This is a genomic window from Paraburkholderia guartelaensis (assembly GCF_004353905.1).
In the GTDB taxonomy this organism is placed as follows: domain Bacteria; phylum Pseudomonadota; class Gammaproteobacteria; order Burkholderiales; family Burkholderiaceae; genus Paraburkholderia; species Paraburkholderia guartelaensis.
The window spans coordinates 21,834-38,794 of the sequence record NZ_SMOD01000058.1 but is presented as its reverse complement, the minus strand read 5'-3'; the positions used below and the strand labels follow the sequence as shown (position 1 = coordinate 38,794).

Annotated in this window: 17 protein-coding genes and 1 pseudogene; 6 read left to right on the top strand and 12 right to left on the bottom strand. The window is 65.3% G+C overall.

The annotated features are described in order from the left end of the window. Together E1N52_RS39145 and E1N52_RS39140 are read left to right on the top strand one after the other, a co-directional pair. A pseudogene (locus tag E1N52_RS39145) lies at positions 1-141 on the top strand (IS5/IS1182 family transposase); the annotation flags it as partial. Positions 142-392: 251 nt separating this feature from the next. Continuing rightward, on the top strand, positions 393-923 hold the full coding sequence (locus tag E1N52_RS39140) for a cytochrome b (RefSeq protein WP_133190019.1): 531 nt from the start codon (positions 393-395) through the stop codon (positions 921-923). A gap of 3 nt (positions 924-926) precedes the next feature. Here the strand turns inward: E1N52_RS39140 and E1N52_RS39135 are convergent, their stop codons facing one another. The 10 genes from E1N52_RS39135 to E1N52_RS39090 form a co-directional block, all read right to left on the bottom strand. Then, entirely contained in the window at positions 927-1,355 is a 429-nt protein-coding gene (locus E1N52_RS39135; protein ID WP_133190017.1) for an ExbD/TolR family protein, read from the bottom strand. After that, positions 1,352-2,050: a MotA/TolQ/ExbB proton channel family protein gene (locus E1N52_RS39130; protein ID WP_133190015.1), complete on the bottom strand. Its 699-nt coding sequence runs from the start codon at positions 2,048-2,050 to the stop codon at positions 1,352-1,354. Before E1N52_RS39130 ends, E1N52_RS39135 begins: the two co-directional genes overlap by 4 nt. Positions 2,051-2,063: 13 nt before the next feature. Next, positions 2,064-2,825 (bottom strand): energy transducer TonB, encoded by a 762-nt coding sequence (locus E1N52_RS39125; RefSeq protein ID WP_133190013.1) that lies wholly within the window; start codon positions 2,823-2,825, stop codon positions 2,064-2,066. A gap of 13 nt (positions 2,826-2,838) precedes the next feature. Then, on the bottom strand, positions 2,839-3,957 hold the full coding sequence (gene pqqE / locus E1N52_RS39120; RefSeq protein WP_133190011.1) for a pyrroloquinoline quinone biosynthesis protein PqqE: 1,119 nt from the start codon (positions 3,955-3,957) through the stop codon (positions 2,839-2,841). A 1-nt stretch (position 3,958) separates the two neighbouring features. Then, positions 3,959-4,246, bottom strand: coding sequence for a pyrroloquinoline quinone biosynthesis peptide chaperone PqqD (gene pqqD, locus E1N52_RS39115; protein WP_069262319.1), 288 nt, complete (start codon positions 4,244-4,246; stop codon positions 3,959-3,961). Further along, positions 4,243-4,962 (bottom strand): pyrroloquinoline-quinone synthase PqqC, encoded by a 720-nt coding sequence (pqqC, locus tag E1N52_RS39110; RefSeq protein ID WP_133190009.1) that lies wholly within the window; start codon positions 4,960-4,962, stop codon positions 4,243-4,245. Before pqqC ends, pqqD begins: the two co-directional genes overlap by 4 nt. A gap of 2 nt (positions 4,963-4,964) precedes the next feature. Beyond that, the gene (gene pqqB / locus E1N52_RS39105; protein WP_133190007.1) at positions 4,965-5,888 is read right to left on the bottom strand and encodes a pyrroloquinoline quinone biosynthesis protein PqqB; all 924 of its coding nucleotides are present in this window, start codon (positions 5,886-5,888) and stop codon (positions 4,965-4,967) included. A 66-nt stretch (positions 5,889-5,954) separates the two neighbouring features. Further along, positions 5,955-6,029 carry a pyrroloquinoline quinone precursor peptide PqqA gene (gene pqqA / locus E1N52_RS39100; RefSeq protein ID WP_006410019.1) on the bottom strand — a complete coding sequence of 25 codons (75 nt, stop codon included), beginning with the start codon at positions 6,027-6,029 and terminating at the stop codon, positions 5,955-5,957. A 226-nt stretch (positions 6,030-6,255) separates the two neighbouring features. Then, positions 6,256-8,244, bottom strand: a complete 1,989-nt coding sequence (locus E1N52_RS39095) for a sigma-54-dependent Fis family transcriptional regulator (RefSeq protein ID WP_133190005.1) — start codon at positions 8,242-8,244, stop codon at positions 6,256-6,258. Between the two features lie 280 nt (positions 8,245-8,524). Further along, on the bottom strand, positions 8,525-10,840 hold the full coding sequence (locus E1N52_RS39090; protein ID WP_133190003.1) for a TonB-dependent receptor: 2,316 nt from the start codon (positions 10,838-10,840) through the stop codon (positions 8,525-8,527). A 405-nt stretch (positions 10,841-11,245) separates the two neighbouring features. Between E1N52_RS39090 and E1N52_RS39085 the strand changes: the two genes are divergently transcribed. The 3 genes from E1N52_RS39085 (at position 11,246) to E1N52_RS39075 (ending at position 14,622) form a co-directional block, all read left to right on the top strand. Then, positions 11,246-12,973, top strand: coding sequence for a methanol/ethanol family PQQ-dependent dehydrogenase (locus tag E1N52_RS39085; RefSeq protein WP_133190001.1), 1,728 nt, complete (start codon positions 11,246-11,248; stop codon positions 12,971-12,973). A 94-nt stretch (positions 12,974-13,067) separates the two neighbouring features. Further along, positions 13,068-14,288: a c-type cytochrome gene (locus E1N52_RS39080; protein ID WP_133189998.1), complete on the top strand. Its 1,221-nt coding sequence runs from the start codon at positions 13,068-13,070 to the stop codon at positions 14,286-14,288. 19 nt (positions 14,289-14,307) lie between these two features. After that, positions 14,308-14,622, top strand: coding sequence for a high-potential iron-sulfur protein (locus tag E1N52_RS39075; protein WP_133189996.1), 315 nt, complete (start codon positions 14,308-14,310; stop codon positions 14,620-14,622). 20 nt (positions 14,623-14,642) lie between these two features. Here E1N52_RS39075 and E1N52_RS39070 read toward each other — a convergent pair whose 3' ends face one another. Beyond that, on the bottom strand, positions 14,643-15,383 hold the full coding sequence (locus E1N52_RS39070; protein WP_133189994.1) for an SDR family NAD(P)-dependent oxidoreductase: 741 nt from the start codon (positions 15,381-15,383) through the stop codon (positions 14,643-14,645). Positions 15,384-15,480: 97 nt separating this feature from the next. Further along, entirely contained in the window at positions 15,481-16,065 is a 585-nt protein-coding gene (locus tag E1N52_RS39065; RefSeq protein WP_133189992.1) for a TetR/AcrR family transcriptional regulator, read from the bottom strand. A gap of 150 nt (positions 16,066-16,215) precedes the next feature. Between E1N52_RS39065 and E1N52_RS39060 the strand changes: the two genes are divergently transcribed. Next, positions 16,216-16,950: a metallophosphoesterase family protein gene (locus tag E1N52_RS39060; RefSeq protein ID WP_133189990.1), complete on the top strand. Its 735-nt coding sequence runs from the start codon at positions 16,216-16,218 to the stop codon at positions 16,948-16,950. The last annotated feature ends 11 nt before the right edge of the window (positions 16,951-16,961 follow it).

Genomic DNA, 16,961 nt, shown 5'->3' with positions numbered 1-16,961 from the left:
GGTTTCGGCTGGGCCAAGACCGTGGGGCGCATGCGCCAGGTGATGGTGCGTGGCTTGAAGAAGGTGGACCAGATGTTCGTGTTGAATATGGCGGCCTACAACCTTGTGCGCATGCGATCGCTGGCACAGGTGCGTCCATAGTGGCGGGAAAGCGGCAATGAGGCCAAAAAAGTAGCCTCAAACCGCCGAAACAACGTTGAATTCGCGTTGAGATTGCGCAATCTGAAAAATTTTGCGGCAGGAGCCGCGTAAGCGGAACAAGGCCGTCTCCGTTGGGCTGTATTTCAGCGGCCTGTTAAGGGGGAGCGGCAAGTTCCACAGTTAATGATCCGTTAATCTCGGCACGCTAGAATCGCCGCTTTCAACCGATCATTTCTGAGCACGGAGCGCCCATGCAAATCGCTGCCGATTCGCGCTACGACCTCGTTGCGCGCCTGCTTCACTGGCTCGTCGTCGCACTCGTGGCGGCGCAGTTCGTGATTGGCTGGACCATGCCCGATGTCCACCGCGACACGCGTCCCGTGGGCGAAATCGCGTGGCATCTGGGCGTCGGCACGGCGCTCGTTGCCGCGATGGTGTGCCGTCTGGTCTGGCGCGCCACCCATCGCCCGCCGCCCGACGACCAGACGCCGCTCATGCGCGCCGTGGCGGCCCTCACGCATGTCGGGCTCTACGCCCTGCTGGTCGCGGTGCCCGTGCTCGGATGGATCAACGCGTCGTCGCGCGCGTGGGACGTCACGCTGTTCGGCACCATCCCGCTGCCCGCGCTCTCCCCTGCGGGGTCGTCGTTCGGGCACGCCATGGGCGACGTCCACAGCGTGCTCGCGTGGGTGCTGTTCGCGTTCATCTGCCTGCATGTGGCCGCGGCGCTCTTTCATCGTTTCGTGCTCAACGATCGTGTCTTGCAGCGCATGAAGCTTTAGTCGTTACTGGCCACGCCGCGGCGGGTCCGGCTCGGTCACGAAGCCGACCTTCGCGAGTCCCGCGGCGCTCGCCGCCGAGAGCAGCTTCGCGACACGCCCGTACGGCGTGGCGCGATCGGCAGAGAGCCTGATTTCAGGCTGCGGCGTGAGCCGCGCGGCTTCCGCCAGCCGCGTCGATAGAGCGGACTCCCGAACAGGCTGCGCGTTCCAGCTCATGTGACCAAGCGCATCGACGACGATGTCGACGTGTGGCGCGGCCAGATCCTCGCGCTGACTGCTTGCGCGCGGCAACGCCAGCTGCGCGGCATGGTGCAGGACCGGCAGCGTCACCATGAAGATGACGAGCAGCACGAGCATCACGTCGATGAGCGGCGTCATGTTGATGTCGGCCGCCGGCATCGCTTCGTCTTCCAGATCGCGATCGTCGTTCATACCCGTTCCTTCATCGTCGCACGCGGCGCAGGCGCGCTGCCCGTGAGCAACAGCGCGTGCACGCCGTAGGCGAAGCGGTTGAGCTGCGCGACGATATCGCGCGAAACACGCGCGAGCGCGTGGTGGCCAAGCACGGCGGGAATCGCCACGCACAGGCCGAGCGCCGTCATGATGAGCGCTTCGCCAACCGGCCCTGCGACGTGTTCGAGACTGGCGTCGCCACTCGCGCCGAGTGCGAGCAGCGCATGGTAGATGCCCCACACGGTGCCGAGCAGGCCGACAAACGGCGCCGTGTTGCCGATCGAGGCAAGCAGGCCGAGACCGCGCTGAAGACGCGTCGAGCTCTCGCTCACCGAAGCCCTGAGGCTGCGCAGCAACCACTCGCTCAAGTCGACGCGCCCGCGATGCGCAGCGCCGCTCGCCTCGTGGTGCGCCAGCGCGCGCTGACCTGCGCTGGCCAACTCGAAGAACGGCGTGCCCGCGGGCCCCAATGCGTCGACGCCATCGTCGGCGTCGACGGCTTCCCGGAAGCGTCTTTGCGCGAAGCCCGCATGGCGGCGCAGACGCGCGAACTCGAACGCCTTCACTACGATCACCGACCACGACACGACCGACATCGCGACGAGCAGCGCCGCCACGAAGCGCGTCATCGGATCGCCCTGGGTCCACAGGTGCGCGATTCCATAGCTTGGCATGAGTTCCTCCGTTTCATTCGCTGAGGGTGAACGTGAACGGCACGTCGGCACGCGCGGGCGCCGCCTTGCCGTCCTCGGCATACGGCTGGCAGCGGCTCGCGAGCGCCGCGTCGCGCGCCGCTTCGTCGAGCCTCGCGTAGCCGCTGGTCGTCGCTACGCGCGCGGCGACTACGTGGCCGTCCGCTGCGGTATCGACTTCGATGATGACCGTGCCCGCCTCGGCGCGGCGCAAGGGCTGCGCGGGATAGTCGGGCTTCGTGAGCGCGCAATCCAGATGGGCGACGCGGCGCGGCACGTCCGCGGCAGGCGCCTGAGTGACGGGCGCGGGTTGCGATTGCGGCTGCGGTCCAGCTATGCGTTCCGTCGGCGTCGCGGCTTCTGGGGCAGCATGTGCGGACGGTGGTGGCGTTAGCGGCAGCGGCGTGCGTGTGATGCTTTGCGCATGCACAGGCGCTGGTGGACGCGTTCTAGCCGACTGCACAGGATTATTCTGGATTGCTTGATGAGTGCGTCGGCTCGGCGATGACGTTCGCGCAGGCGCTTCGCTCTTGTTCGACACAGGCGGAATCGGCGCGATCAGCACGGCGTCAACGACCCTCACGCGCACCGGCACGGCGTGCGACGCGGGCGCCTCCCACCGCGCCACCGCAATCAGCGCGGCATGCAGCGCGAGCACGCCCGCGATCACAGCGGCAATTGCGACACGTCGCCCGAACGGGTGCTGGCCGAACACCGCAGGCTCACCGCGATCGAAGCGCGCAACGACCGACGCCATGTCGATTCTCCACTCAAAGCGCGAGCGAATTCTGCCGGCTGCGGAACACGATCGGCCGCTCGTCGTCGCACGTTGGCCGTCTTGCGAACTCCACGGCCTGCACGATGCGGTCGTGATGCGGCGACTTCGCGCATACCGGGTCGGCTGCGGCGGCGTCGCCGGTCAGCAGGTAGGCCTGGCATCGGCAGCCGCCATGATCGGCGTGACGCTCGTCGCAACTGCGGCAGGGCTCGCGCATCCAGCCATCGCCGCGAAACGCGTTGAACGCTTCGCTCTCGTACCAGATCTGCCGCAGCGGCACATCGCGCACGTTCGGCAGCACGAGGCCCGGCAACGAACGCGCCGCATGGCAAGGCAACGCCGCGCCATCGGGTGCCACGCCGAGAAACACGCTGCCCCAGCCGCTCATGCACGCTTTCGGCCGCTGTTCGAAGTAGTCGGGCACGACGAACAGAATGCGGCACCGCTCTCCAATCCGGGCGCGATAGCGGTTCACGGTCTCCTCGGCTTCGCGAAGCTGCTCGGCGGTAGGCATCAATTGATCGCGGTTGAGCATGGCCCAGCCGTAATACTGCGTGTTCGCGAGCTCCAGATAGTCGGCGCCCAGTTCGAGCGCCATGTCGATGATCTGCGCGATGTGCGGCAGATTGAAACGATGCAGCACGCAGTTGAGGACCATGGGATAGCCATGCGCCTTCACGAGCCGCGCGACGTTGCGCTTCAATTCGAACGTGCGCGTGCTCGTGAGAAAGTCGTTGAGCTCGCGTGTGGAATCCTGCATCGACACCTGGATATGATCGAGCCCGGCCGCCTTGAGCCGCTCGATGCGCTCAACGTTCAAGCCGATCCCGGACGTGATCAGGTTCGTATAGAAGCCAAGCTGGCGCGCATGTGCGACGAGCGCTTCCAGGTCGTCGCGCAGCAGCGGCTCGCCGCCGGAAAAGCCGATCTGCGCCGCGCCCAGTTCGCGAGCGGCGCTGATGGTCGCGCGCCATGTTTCGGTGTCGAGTTCTTCGTCGTGCCGCGCGAAGTCCACCGGGTTGTAGCAGAACGCGCAATGCAGCGGGCAGCGGTAAGTCAGCTCGGCGAGCAGCCAGAGCGGCTTGGGCGGGAGTGCGGTAGCGGTCGCCATGTCAGTCGAGCCAGCCGCGCAGCCGCGCGTGATCGAGAAAGCGATAGACGTCGGGCGCCAGCTCGGAGGTGCTGAAAAGCCGCTCCAGTTCGCCGATGATCTCGTCGAGTTCATGCGCACCGTCGCAACGCGCGAGTATCTCGCCCGCGCTCGAATTGAGCTGCACCATCCCTTCGGGATAGAGCAGGACGTACGCGTCCTGGGCCGCCTCCCACTGCAAGCGGTACATGCCGCGCAAGCGCGGGCGCAGCGGCACGCCGCTGCCTGCATCGGGCACTATCGGGTTCATATAGGCCACGCCTTTTCGACCGCATCGAGGATCGACCAGAGAATGTCGAGCTTGAACTGCAGGATCTCCACCGCACGCTGCTGTTCGGCGGGCGTGCGGAAATGGCTCAGCGTCACTTCGAGCCCGTGTTCGACGTCGCGCTGCGCGAGCGGCACGCGGCTGCGAAAATACTGAAGGCCTTGCGGCTCGATCCACGGGTAATGCGAAGGCCAGCCCGCGAGCCGGTCCAGGTGAATCTGCGGCGCGAACATCTCGGTAAGCGACGAACACACACCCTCCTGCCACGTCGTGCGCCGCGCGAAATTCACGTAGGCATCGACCGCGAAGCGCACGCCGGGCAGCACGAGTCGTTGCGACCACATCGTGTCCCGATCGACGCCGACGGCTTCGCCCAGGCGCACCCAGGCTTCGATGCCGCCTTCGTTCCCGCCTTGCCCGTCGTGATCGGTCAGACGCTGGATCCAGCGGCGGCGCGTGGCGCGGTCGGGGCAGTTCGAAAGAATCGCGGCGTCCTTGAGTGGAATGTTGATCTGATAGTAGAAGCGGTTCGCGACCCACCCGCGGATCTGCGCGGGCGAGCAACGCCCGCCGTTGAGCATGCGGTTGAATGGATGGTGGATGTGATAGCGCGATTCGAGCGCACGAAGGCGCGATTCCAATTCATTCGCAGTCCATGGTATTGCGGGCGTGTTTTCAAGCTTGATAGGTGCGTTCATCGTCATACCTGAAACTGCATGCCGTCGTGGGCCACGTCGATGCCGTGTGCACGCAGTTGCGCGTGCTCGACGGAATGCGGGTCGAGAATCGGATTGGTGTTGTTGATATGCGTGAGCACCTTGCGCGTGCCGCGCGGCAACGTGTCGAGCCAGTCGATCATGCCCGGCCGGCCGTCGTCGCCGCGCTGCGCGAGATGCCCCATGTCGACCGCGTGCTTCGTCGAGAGGCCGAGGTCGATCATTTCGGTGGTGGTCCAGAATGTGCCGTCCACGAGCACGAGATCAGCGTTGCGCATGGTACCGAGCACATCGGCGCTCATCTGCGCCAGACCCGGCGCATAGAACGCGCGTGTTCCTGCCTCGATATCCTCGATCAGGAGTGCGATATTGTCTCCCGGCGCGGATGCCTCGCGGCGTGGCGAATATGGCGGCGGCTTGCTCTCAACAGGCAGCGCGGTAAAACGCAGGCCGGCGCAAGCGGCAATCGTGAACGGCTCGCCGGGCGCGATCGTGTGTGCTTCCACGCCGCAGTAATGGCCGAGCAACGGCACGAGCGGCAGGCCGCCCGACAGATCGTCGAGCACCGGCGCGCACGCATAGAGCGGCAGCGGCGAGGTGCGTTCGCGCAGCATCAGCAGGCCCGTGACGTGGTCGATCTGCGCGTCGGTCAGCACGACGGCCGCGAGCGCGCTATCGCGCGTGGTGCGCGCGGGCTGCAGATCGGGATGCGAGCGCAACTGCGCGAGCAGATCCGGCGACGCGTTGATGAGCACCCAGTCCACGCCATCACCGCTCACCGCGATCGACGACTGCGTGCGCGGCAGCACATCGCCGCCCGCCTGCCGCGCGCGGCGGCAATTCGCGCAGTTGCAGTTCCATTGCGGCAGGCCGCCGCCCGCACCTGAACCCAGTATCCTGATCTTCATGTTCGTTCTCGCTGCATGCCGCCCGCCACGCCTCGATGGCCGCGCGGACGGCACACTGCCATGCGCTCAGCGGTTGGCGATATACATCGTGATTTCGAAGCCGAAACGCAGGTCGGTATAAGCGGGGGTGGTCCACTGCATGACATGTCTCCTTGTTTGAGATTGAGGCTGCATACCGCATCGAATGTGCGGCCAGTCTCTTCAAAGCAAGGGGCATGCCGGTGTGAGCCAGCGTTCGCTCGATGCGGCAAGTGCTGCCTGCGTGGGAAAGGGTGTTGCGTTTCGGAACACGGGTGCTACAGGATGCAACACCCGTGGGACAGAGGAGGAGACAGCAAGTGGCCTGGCCGCGCGCGCGAATGGCGCTTCAGGCGTCGCCCGAACCGCGACCGGGATCGGCGGCGGGCATCTTGCGATAGATGGTATTGCGCGACACGCCCAACGCCCGCGCCGCAGCCGACACGTTGCCGCCGTGGCGCGCGAGCGTGGCCGCGATGGTCGAGGCGGTCACGTCTTCGAGGCGCGCATCCTCCGGCACCAGCGGCTCCGCGCGGGCATGCGCCGGGGGCAATGCCTGGGTCTGGCCGCAGCAGCGCAGATCGTCGAAGAAGTCGTCGGGCAGGTGCTCGCGCCGGATCTGGCCGTCGTCGTCAACCATGGCCGCGGCCGTGCGCAGCAGGTTGCCGAGCTGCCGGAAGTTGCCAGGCCACGCACAGCGCTCGAACAGCGCCATCACGTCCGGTGCGACGCTGAGCGGCTGCACGTTCGTACGCCCGTGCGATTCGCGGTGCAGGAGCTTTTGAATCACGACTGCGAGATCCGTGCGGTCGCGCAGCGGCGGCAGGCGCACCACGAGGCCATTGAGCCGGTAATACAGGTCCTCGCGAAAACGGTTCTGCGCGATCATCTCTCGCAAGTCGCGGTGCGTCGCGCAGATGATTGCGATATCGACGGGGATGGTCTTCGTCGAGCCGAGCGGATTGACCATGCGCTCCTGCAGCACGCGCAACAGACGCACTTGCAGCGGATATGGCATGTCGCCGATCTCGTCGAGAAACAGCGTGCCGCCGTTCGCCTGCAACAACTTGCCCGCCGCGCCCTTGCGCCGCGCGCCGGTAAATGCACCCTCCTCGTAGCCGAACAGCTCCGATTCAATAAGCGTTTCCGGAATCGACGCGCAATTCACCGCCACGAACGGCTGGTCGCGGCGCGGCGAATCGTTGTGGATGGCCTGCGCGAGCAGTTCCTTGCCCGTGCCGGTTTCGCCGGTGACGAGAACCGGGATGTCCTTGCCGATCACCTTGCGCACCTTCGCGATCACGAGCGCCACTTGCGGATCGCCCGTGTCGAGATAGCTCAGGCGCGAGAGGCCCATGGAAGGCGGCTGCGCCGTCGCATAGGCGGCCGGCTGCACAGCCGAGCCATGCACCGCAACGGGTCGGGCGCCTTCGGCCAGCGTGGCGCGCCTGAACTGCACGCGCGCGCAAACCACCGCCCCGCTCGCCAGATTGAGCATGAAGTGTGATTCCAGACCCGCGCGCATACTGTCGATCAGCTGCGCGCTGGTGGTCTGGAATAGCGACGACAGTGTATGAGCGCGCAGCGCGGCGAGCGAGAGGCCGAGCTGAAACTGCGCGCTGCGGTTGGCCGAGAGAAAACGCCCGTCGCAGGTGAAGGCGGCGATGCCTTCCATGAGCGTGCCGAGGAATTCCGGGCGCCCATGAAACGAGACCTGCAGCGTCTCCTGAAAAGTCGTCGCGAACAAATGATTCTCAATCATCTGCACGGACATGCGCGCGAGCGCCATCGTGTGCTGGTGATAGCTGCGATGATCGCCCGTCACGTCCAGCACACCGATTACGTCGCCGTATGGGTCGAAGATCGGCACGCTCGAGCAGGTGAGGAAGCGGTTCGCCGCTAGGTAATGCTGGTCGCCGTGCACGACCATCGCGCAGCGCTCGGCGAGCGCGGTGCCGATCGCGTTGGTGCCCTGGCGGTCCTCGGCCCAGTTGGCGCCGGGCCGCAGCGCGACCTTTTCGGCGCGCTGGAGAAAATCGTCGTCGCCGATCGAATGCAGAATCAAGCCTTCGGCATTGGTCAGCACGATCATGCTTTGCGTGTTGACGATCTGCTCGTGCAGCGTCTCCATGACCGGCGTGGCATGCATGCACAGCACGCGGTTCTGCTCGCGCTTGAGCTCGAGCCCCGCACCCGAAAGCACGTCGTAATCCGGTCTCGCGCTCGCGCGCAGACCGAAGGTCTCCGAGCGCTCGTGCGCCTTCTGGATGGCCGGTGCGGGCCAGCCATTGGACACCTGGACCGCTTGCCCCGCGGCCATCTGTACGTCGTCGCGCATGCTCTCCTCCACGATTGGCCGGTACCTTGCCGGACACTTCGGTATTTCTCGGTGTCCTCTATTAGCAAGCTCCGGGCCATCCGGCTATCGAATCCAGCCAGCCGGTTTGCGCCAAACGCGCACGCGACGCGCAACACGCTGTGTAAGCGAACCGTATGCAAGACAGCGTGCGTCGATCGAAACACGCGCCGCAGCGATTCGCCAGCCTGTGTATTACCGCAAATGGCCCGCGTGGAGGAATGCGGACTCACCCCGATGCGCGCATATGCAGCACATCCCTTCAATCCCATGCGTAATGCAGGCCCACCCAAAAACCGCGCGGCGCGCCTGGTCCGACGAATTGCTCGTTCACCGGATTCGCGCCGTCAAACGTGTGGCCGGGCCCGTTGAAGAAGTTCTGGCCCAGCACGCCGAAGCTCGCATAACGCTTGTCGAACAGGTTCGTCACGTTCGCGTAGACCTCCAGCCGCTTTGTGACGCGATAGCGCGTGTCGAGATCCACGAGCACATAGCCCGCGATCTTTCCATTGGCATCCTGATTGTTTTCGTCGCCTTGCGCATACACGCCGCTGCGCCACGTGATGTTCGTGCCGACGCTCCATTGCGTCGTGGCCGCGTAGTCGAGCCGCAGCTTGACGGCATGCGCCGGAATGCCGGGCACGTGGTCGCCCGGCCGCACCGTGATGACGCCGTTCGCATCCGCCGACGAATTCGCGGAGCTTTGTTCGGTCCATGTCGAGCGGTAGGTCGCGTCCACATAGCTGTAGTTCAGGCTGATGCCAACCGGGCCGAACGCCGTGTGACCCGCCAGCTCGACACCCTGGCGGCGCGTCTTGCCGACGTTCTGAAAGTAGCCCTGCGTGCTGCCCGCTGCGCTCACGAACTCGATGTCGTTGGAGAGCGTAGTGCTGAATGCGGCGGCGCTCCATGTGGTCTGCGCGCCGATACGGCCGCGCGCCCCGGCCTCGAAAGTCTTTGAGACCACGGGCTGCAGCGCCGGATCGGCCACGAAGTCGTTCGGCAGCGAGCACGGCGCAGCCGGGTCCGCGCACGCAAGTTCGATTGCGGTGGGCGCGCGCATGCCTTCGTTGTAGGTCGCGTAGACCGTGACGGTGGGCAGCGGATTCCAGTTGAGCCCCACGGCCGGATTAAAGCGCGAGAACGTGTGATAGCCGTCGAGCAGCGGCTGCACGCCGCTTTCGTCTGCGATGCGCGCGCTCGCCCAGTCGTAGCGCCCCGACAACGTGAGCGTCCATTGCGGCGTGAGCGTGAGCGTCTCGTTCAGGTAGAGGCCATAGTTCGCGTTGCGTGTTTTTGCATCGGTCTGCTGAATGAAATCGCCGATGCCGACTGTCGCGCGGTCGGGCGTGAAGGCAGCGTCCTGCGAAGACGAAACGTAGCGCGAGTTCGCGAAGTCCGCCGCCACGCCCGCGACGAGCTGGCTCCCGATGCCGCCCAGCTTGCCGAGCAGCGTCAGCTGCAGGCTCGCGCCGAAGCTGTCCGTCGTGACGATGGAATCGACGTTGCTGCCCTCCAGCGTGTCGACGTTGCCGTCTGCGTCGATCGAGCCGTAATCCGTGTTGTTGTTGCTGCTCACGTTCTCGTTGCGCAGATGTCGATAGTAGGCGTTACCGCTCAGCTCCACGTTGTCGTTGAAGAAGTGTTCACCTGAGAGCGTGAGGTAGCCCACGCTGTTGCGGTTCAGGTCCGGAAACGTATAGGCCTGTTTCGGGTTGTCCAGAAACGAGCGCGGAATGGTCTGGCTGCCGTACAGCTGGTTGTCCGCGCCGCCGCCCGAGATCGAGAGCGTCGTGTCGTCGTCGGTATAGCGCAGCTTGCCGAATCCCTGGCGCACGCGGCTCGCGTTGTGATCGGCCCAGCCGTTGTCGTTCGTGACGTTCGCGTTCGCGTAGTAGTCGACGTGCGGCCCGAGCGTGCCGCCCTGCTCGAACTGTGCGCTCTTGCGCCCCCATGAGCCGCCCGATAGATCGATGTCGCCGCCGGGGCTCGTACGCCCGTTCTTCGTCGTGATCGCGATGGCGCCGCCCAGCGTGTTGAGGCCGTAGACAGGATTCGAGCCTGGAATGAGCTGGATCTTGTCGATCGCGCCGGTCGGTATCAGGTCCCAGTTCACCACGTCGCCAAACGGCTCGTTCACGCGCACGCCGTCGACGAACACCGACAATCCCTGAGGCGTGCCAAGCACGGGCGAGGCCGTGAAGCCGCGATAGTTCAGGTTCATCTGGAAAGGATTGCCTTGTGCGTCGGTCACACTCACGCCCGGCAGGTTCGCGGCGAAAAAGTCGGTCAGCGTTTCGCGGTGCTGTGTCGCGATGTCCTGCGCGTTCACGGTCTGCACGTTGGCCGGCACCTTCGCGAGCGGCGTACCGATGCCGAGCAGCGGCGTCGTGCCGACCACCACGACAGCGGGCAGCACGAGCGGGGCCGCCGTCGCGCTCGCTGCGCTGTTATCCGCTGCGCTCTGTGCCTGCGCGATGGCCAGCGTAGATGTACCGCTGCACAGCGCGCCCAGGGCGAGGCTCGTGCCGAGCGTTGCATACGCGCGCCTGGCGCCCAGCGCCTTCTCTGGAATCAACTTTCGTCTCCATCTGTTTTATGCGCTCGTGCATCTCGACGCCGTAGCGTCGAACGTCGACCGCTGCACACACAACCGTCTCCTCTTTGCCGTGATCTAGCCAGGAACGTGCCAGCGTGCATCGGCACGCGCGATACCGTGCAGCGCCCTTCGGCGCGACCGGCCCACTGTCACGTTCGCCAACACTTTTTGCGGCGGGCTGTACCGGAATGCAACACATCGGCCACACGCGGGGCACCTCGCCGGGAAGCCGGTCAACGGGCTGCATCGCCCGACACGCAACGCTTCGCGACGAATGGCATACGACTTGCAAGAACGGCACCGCACCCGGACCGGCCCCATCCCCCCGCGCATCCAGCCTGACCGCTTCCCGGCCGTGCATCGACAAATATTCAGGAGACGAAGATGAAGAGACGCTCGGCTGCGGCAAGCCGGCTTGCGAACTGCGCCATGGCCATCGCAGCGGCGATGTCCTTGAACGCAGGCCCAGTGGATGCCGCCTCGGACTATCCGCCCGTGACCTATGACCGCCTGACCCGCGCGCAAAGCGACCCGGGCTGGCTCACGTACTACCGCAGCTACAACGGCCAGTCGCACTCGCCGCTCAAGCAGATCGACGCGTCGAACGTCGGCGAGCTCAAACAGGCGTGGAGCTACCAGTTCCCCGCCGAACTGAAGCAGGGTTTCGAGGCGACACCGATCGTCAACGGCAACTACCTCTTCGTCAGTACGCCGAAAGACAACGTCTACGCCTTCGATGCGAAGACGGGTACGCAGCTCTGGAAATACGAGCCGAAGCTCGGCCCGGAATCGTTCAAGACCGCGTGCTGCGACGTGGTGAACCGCGGCGTGGCGCTCTATGGCAAGAACGTCTATATCGCCATGCTCAGCGGCGAAATCGCCGCGCTCGACGCGAAGACCGGCAACGTGGTCTGGAAGAAGCAGATGTTCGAACCGGGCCTCGGCTACGCGTTCTCGCTCGCGCCGCTCGCGCTTGACGGCTCGATCGTCGTGGGCACTTCGGGCGGGGAATACGGCATTCGCGGCTATATCGCCGCGCTGAACCCCGACGACGGCGCGATCGTGTGGAAGCGCTACACCATCCCGGGCTCAGGCGAAAAAGGCGCGGAGACCTGGCCCGACGGCATGCAGGCGCACGGCGGCGGCGCCGCGTGGCTCACCGGCACCTACGACGCCGCGAGCCGCACGCTGTACTGGGGCGTGGGCAATCCCGGCCCGTGGCTCGCCGCGCTGCGTCCTGGAGACAATCTGTACTCCGATTCACTCCTCGCGCTCGACCCGAAGAACGGCAAGCTCAAATGGCATTACCAGTACACGAGCAACGACACGTGGGACTATGACGGCGTCAACACGCCGATCCTCGCGAACATCCAGTACAAGGGCAAGGATTACGACGCCATCATCCACGCCGACCGCAACGGCTTCTTCCACGCCATCGACCGCCAAACGGGCAAGCTGATCTACGCGGAGCCATTCGTGAAGGCGAGCTCGGTCACGGGCTACACGGACGACGGCAAGCCGATTCAGGACCCGTCGAAATACCCGAAGGCCGGCACGACCATCGACACCTGCCCGAGCTTTCTGGGCGGCAAGAATTGGTGGTCGGTGTCCTACGATCCGGAGCGGCACATTGCCGTGGTGCCTTCGCTGCACGCGTGCATGAGCCTCTCGGGCAAGTCGGTGAGCTATATGGAAGGTCTCCCCTATCTCGGCGAAGGCTTCGAAATCAAGCCTGAACCGGGCAGCGAAGGCTATGGCGAGCTGCAGGCCATCGACGTGAACACCGGCAAGAAGCTCTGGGGCCACTGGAGCAAGATGCCCTGGAACGGCGGCGTGGCGACTACAGCCAGCGGTCTCGCGTTCAGCGGCTCGCTCGACGGCCATCTCTATGCGTTCGACGTCGCGACCGGCAAGGTGCTCTGGGAAAGCCCGCAACTCGCGAGCGGCATCATCGCGCAGCCTTCCGTGTTCGAAGTCGACGGTAAGGAGTATGTCGCCGTGCTTGCGGGCTACGGCGGCGCGAATCCGATCTGGGGCGGCCCGATGGCCGATGTGGCAAAGGATGTCCCGCGCGGCGGCACGCTCTACGTGTTCGCACTGGACCGGGGCTGAACGTGGGCTGACCGACGCTCTCGCCTTTCGCCGCACGCATGTGCACAAGCCACCGCGCTTGCGTGCGGCCCCGACTTCACTGGAACACACGATCATGAATATCCGGATCACCTGGCTCGCCATGGCCGCCGCGCTCGCGGCAGGCGGCGCGCATACCAGCGCCCATGCGGCGGCGAACGCCGTGCGTGTCTGCACGTTGCCGGGCAGCCCCACGGCCGCGCTCGACCAGGCCGTCGCGCGCGCCGTGCTGAAAACCGCTGGCGTGGTTGCGACGTTCGTCACCCACGGCATCGACGACGATGGCGGCGACGACGGCATCTCGGCGCACGAACTCGCCAGCGCTCTGGGCCGCGACTGCGACCTCGTTGCGGGTTTCCCGCGCTCGAGCATCGCCGACGCATCGGGCTCGCAGATGATTTTCTCGCAAGGCTACCTGCGCTCGGGCTATGTCAGCGTCACGCTGCGCCACCCGCGCGCCGGCGCACCCGCTGCCGACGGCAAGGAAACGATCGCGGCGACCTGGTCGAGCCCGTCGCAACTCATCGCCGTGCAGGAGAAGAACGCGCGCTTCGACCTGGAGAACACCTCCGAACTGACCGTCGACGCGGTCGCGAAAGGGCGTGCACAGCGCGCGATCGTCTGGTATCCGGCCGTCGTGGCTTACCAGCGCGCGCATCCGCAGCATCAATTCGCGGTCGCGGCGACGGCCTCGCCGTATGCCGACTGGCATCTCGTGTTCGCTTCCGGGGCCGGCATGCGTGCGCTGCAATCGCGCATCGACGACGCCCTTGCACGCATGAACGACGACGGCCGTCTCGCCGCACTCACGCGCGGCTGGACGCTGCCGGAAAGTGCCGCGAGCGAGGCGCATTCGAATGCGCCATCGCTCGAAAGCACGAAAGCCTCGTATGGGCGCAGCGCCATGCACGGCCCAGGCGCCTTCATCAAGGTCGCCGCAACGACGGGCGGGAACGCGCCCGCATTCGATCACGAACAGGTCGAGCACGGCCAGCATCTTTATTCGGAATCCTGTGCGAAATGCCATGGCGCGCAACTCGAAGGGATCACCGCGCCCGCGCTGAGCGGGCCGGCCTTCGCCCCGGCTGCGAATTCGCATTTGACCATCGGCGGCATCTATCAGTACATGTCGACCAACATGCCGGCCGACCGCCCGGGCAAGATGACCGATCAGGAGTACGCCGATTTGATGGCCTTCCTGCTCTACACGAACGGCTATGACGCGGGCGACGCGAAGCTCACTTCCGAAGCCGCGCAATCGTCGACTACGCCGCTCAACGCCGGACCGCGCCACTAACACAACTCAGGAAACCAGCATGATCTCCCGCAATCGCAGAACCTTCATCCTTCACACCGCCGGTCTTTGCGCCGCGCTCGCCACGGCCGGACGCGCACTCGCCGGCCCCGCCCTCGTCGACGAGAACGACACCACCGCGAAGTCGCTGGGCTATCGAGCCAAAGCCAGCGGCGTCGACGCAGGCAAGTTTCCGAAGTACGCAGCGGGTCAGCGCTGCGCGACTTGCCGCTTCTATGCTGGCGCTGCGGCCGACGCCTCAGGCGCGTGCCCGATGTTCCCCGGCAAGGCAGTGGCCGCCGACGGCTGGTGCAACGTCTACGCCCCACGGGCCTGAACACTCGCCACTACACGCGCTCACAGCGCCATGCCGCCGTCGATGGTGAGGCTCGACCCCGTCATATAGCCGGACTCCTTGCGCGCGAGCCACGCAACGAGCCCGGCAATCTCATCCGGGTCCGCCGCGCGCTTGAGCGGAATGAGCGGTTTAATTACCTCGATGTGCTCGGCGGTCATGTCGGTGATCGTCGGTCCCGGCTGGATATTGTTCACCGTGATGCCGCGGCTGGCGAGATCCACCGCGGCGCCCTTCACCATGACGGCAACGGCGGCCTTCGTCATCGAGTACACGCTCGAACCCGGGTGGCCGCTGCGCACCGCCGTGTTGCTGCCGATCGTGATGATGCGGCCACCCTCGGCCATGTGCGCGGCTGCAGCCTGAATGGCGAGAAACACGCCGCGCACGTTGATGCTGAGCATGCGATCGAGATCTTCGACGCTCACGGTCGCAATGTCGCCGAGCATGAGAATGCCCGCATTGACGACAGCAATGTTCAGTTTTCCGAATCGTTCCACGGTCTGCGCAACGGCGCCCCGGATGGCGGCCGGATCGGCGCTATCGGCCTGAATGGCGATGCCCGCGCGGCCTGCGGCTTCGATGGCGGCAACGGTTTCGGCCGCACGCTGCGGCGCTGAAACGTAGGTCAGCGCGACATCGGCGCCTTCTTGCGCCAGGCGTCGGGCTGCCGCCGCGCCAATGCCCCGCGAACCGCCGAATACGAGCGCTGTTTTTCCCTCGAGTGCCACAGGCGTTTCCATTTGCCTCTCCTTTATTGACAGATCAGTCCATAACACAGCAAAAATAAACCGCGCAAGTACGGCTTGCGCGGTTCGACGCGTATCGGTTCAACTCAGATCAGCGCGCCCTGAAGCGCTCGATGGCGAAGCGCGCCAGCGCGCGCAGGCTCTTCGCGTCGCTGCCGCCGCGCGCCGCGAGTTGTATACCCTGCATGGTCATCAGCAAAAAGGCGGCGGCCTGGCGTGCGTCGAGGCTCGTGTCGATTTCGCCCCCCGCCTGGCCCTCGCGAATACGCTCTAGGAGACGCTTCGAAAGACGCGGGGCGACCTTGTTGCGCAGCGCCACGAGTTCCGGGTCTGCCGCGCCGAATTCGCTCATGGCCACGACGCCCATGCAGCCTAGTGCGCGCTCGTCTTCATCGTCGGCGACGAGGCCCAGCAACAGTGCCTCGATGCCGGCCAGCGGCGACGCACTGCCATTCAGGCGCTCGATATGCCCTGCCGTGCTTTCGCCTTGATAGCGCTCCAGCGCTTCGAGGTAAAGCTTGCGCTTGTCGCCGAACGCGTTATAGAGGCTCTGCCGCCCGATATTCATCGCGGCGAGCAGGTCCTCTGTGGATGTCGAGGCATAGCCCTTCGCCCAGAACACGCGCAGCGCGCACCCCAGTGCCTCGTCCCGATCGAATTCTCTAGGTCTAACCATGGCCCGAGAATAAAGTTTGTGGACTGATCTGTCAATAACTAGCGTCATCCATGCAATATGCAAATACGAACGATCGGCCGTGGACACCGGGTGGCGAATCGTCCAGAATCGCCCAATTCACGACTTTCGCGGCCAGCCTCCGTTCGCACCATGAAAATCGCGGCGCTTTCAGACATTCACGGCAATTTGCCCGCTCTCGAAGCGGTGCTCGACGACATCGAGCGGCAAGGCGCGGACGTGATCGTCAATCTCGGCGACATTCTTTCCGGCCCGCTTTATCCTTCGCAAACGGCGGACCGGTTGATGCAGCTTGGGTTGCCCACGATACGCGGCAACCACGAAAGACAGCTGCTTGGCGCGGATGGCACTCGTATGGGGCCATCGGACCGCTACGCGCGCGAAGTGCTGAGTGAAGAACAGCTGGCGTGGATCGGCGGATTGCCTGCCACGCTATGGCTCGAAAGCGACGTGCTGCTCGTGCACGGCACGCCGCAGGACGACCTCTCCTATTTCCTCGAAACCGTCACGGCCAGCGGATGCCGAACGGCCACGCATAGCGAGGTCAGACGCCGCGCGGCCGAAGTCGAGGCCGCGTTGATCCTGTGCGGCCATACGCATCTCGCGCGCTCGATGCAGCTTGCCGACGGCCGCCTCATCGTGAACCCAGGCAGCGTCGGCCTGCCCGCGTACGAGGACACGCATCCCTTCGCACATCGTATGGAAACGGGGACGCCGCATGCGCGCTACGCGAGCGTCACCCGTACGCCGCGCGGCTGGGAGGTGGAGTTTCGCGCCGTGGAGTACGACTGGCACGCAGCCGCCGAACGTGCTGCCGCCAATGGCCGGCCCGACTGGGCAGCGGCGCTTCGCACCGGTTATTGCTGATCGTTTTTGCC

Bases quoted from the DNA above. Each gene is read 5' to 3' on its own strand.
- pqqD (WP_069262319.1), bottom strand. From the start codon at position 4,246: ATGAACCCGATAGTGCCCGATGCAGGCAGCGGCGTGCCGCTGCGCCCG.
- E1N52_RS39130 (WP_133190015.1), bottom strand. From the start codon at position 2,050: ATGCCAAGCTATGGAATCGCGCACCTGTGGACCCAGGGCGATCCGATG.
- E1N52_RS39080 (WP_133189998.1), top strand. From the start codon at position 13,068: ATGAATATCCGGATCACCTGGCTCGCCATGGCCGCCGCGCTCGCGGCA.
- pqqC (WP_133190009.1), bottom strand. From the start codon at position 4,962: ATGAACGCACCTATCAAGCTTGAAAACACGCCCGCAATACCATGGACT.
- pqqB (WP_133190007.1), bottom strand. From the start codon at position 5,888: ATGAAGATCAGGATACTGGGTTCAGGTGCGGGCGGCGGCCTGCCGCAA.
- pqqE (WP_133190011.1), bottom strand. From the start codon at position 3,957: ATGGCGACCGCTACCGCACTCCCGCCCAAGCCGCTCTGGCTGCTCGCC.
- E1N52_RS39070 (WP_133189994.1), bottom strand. From the start codon at position 15,383: ATGGAAACGCCTGTGGCACTCGAGGGAAAAACAGCGCTCGTATTCGGC.
- E1N52_RS39085 (WP_133190001.1), top strand. From the start codon at position 11,246: ATGAAGAGACGCTCGGCTGCGGCAAGCCGGCTTGCGAACTGCGCCATG.
- E1N52_RS39135 (WP_133190017.1), bottom strand. From the start codon at position 1,355: ATGAACGACGATCGCGATCTGGAAGACGAAGCGATGCCGGCGGCCGAC.
- E1N52_RS39060 (WP_133189990.1), top strand. From the start codon at position 16,216: ATGAAAATCGCGGCGCTTTCAGACATTCACGGCAATTTGCCCGCTCTC.
- E1N52_RS39140 (WP_133190019.1), top strand. From the start codon at position 393: ATGCAAATCGCTGCCGATTCGCGCTACGACCTCGTTGCGCGCCTGCTT.
- E1N52_RS39095 (WP_133190005.1), bottom strand. From the start codon at position 8,244: ATGCGCGACGACGTACAGATGGCCGCGGGGCAAGCGGTCCAGGTGTCC.
- E1N52_RS39125 (WP_133190013.1), bottom strand. From the start codon at position 2,825: ATGGCGTCGGTCGTTGCGCGCTTCGATCGCGGTGAGCCTGCGGTGTTC.
- E1N52_RS39065 (WP_133189992.1), bottom strand. From the start codon at position 16,065: ATGGTTAGACCTAGAGAATTCGATCGGGACGAGGCACTGGGGTGCGCG.
- E1N52_RS39075 (WP_133189996.1), top strand. From the start codon at position 14,308: ATGATCTCCCGCAATCGCAGAACCTTCATCCTTCACACCGCCGGTCTT.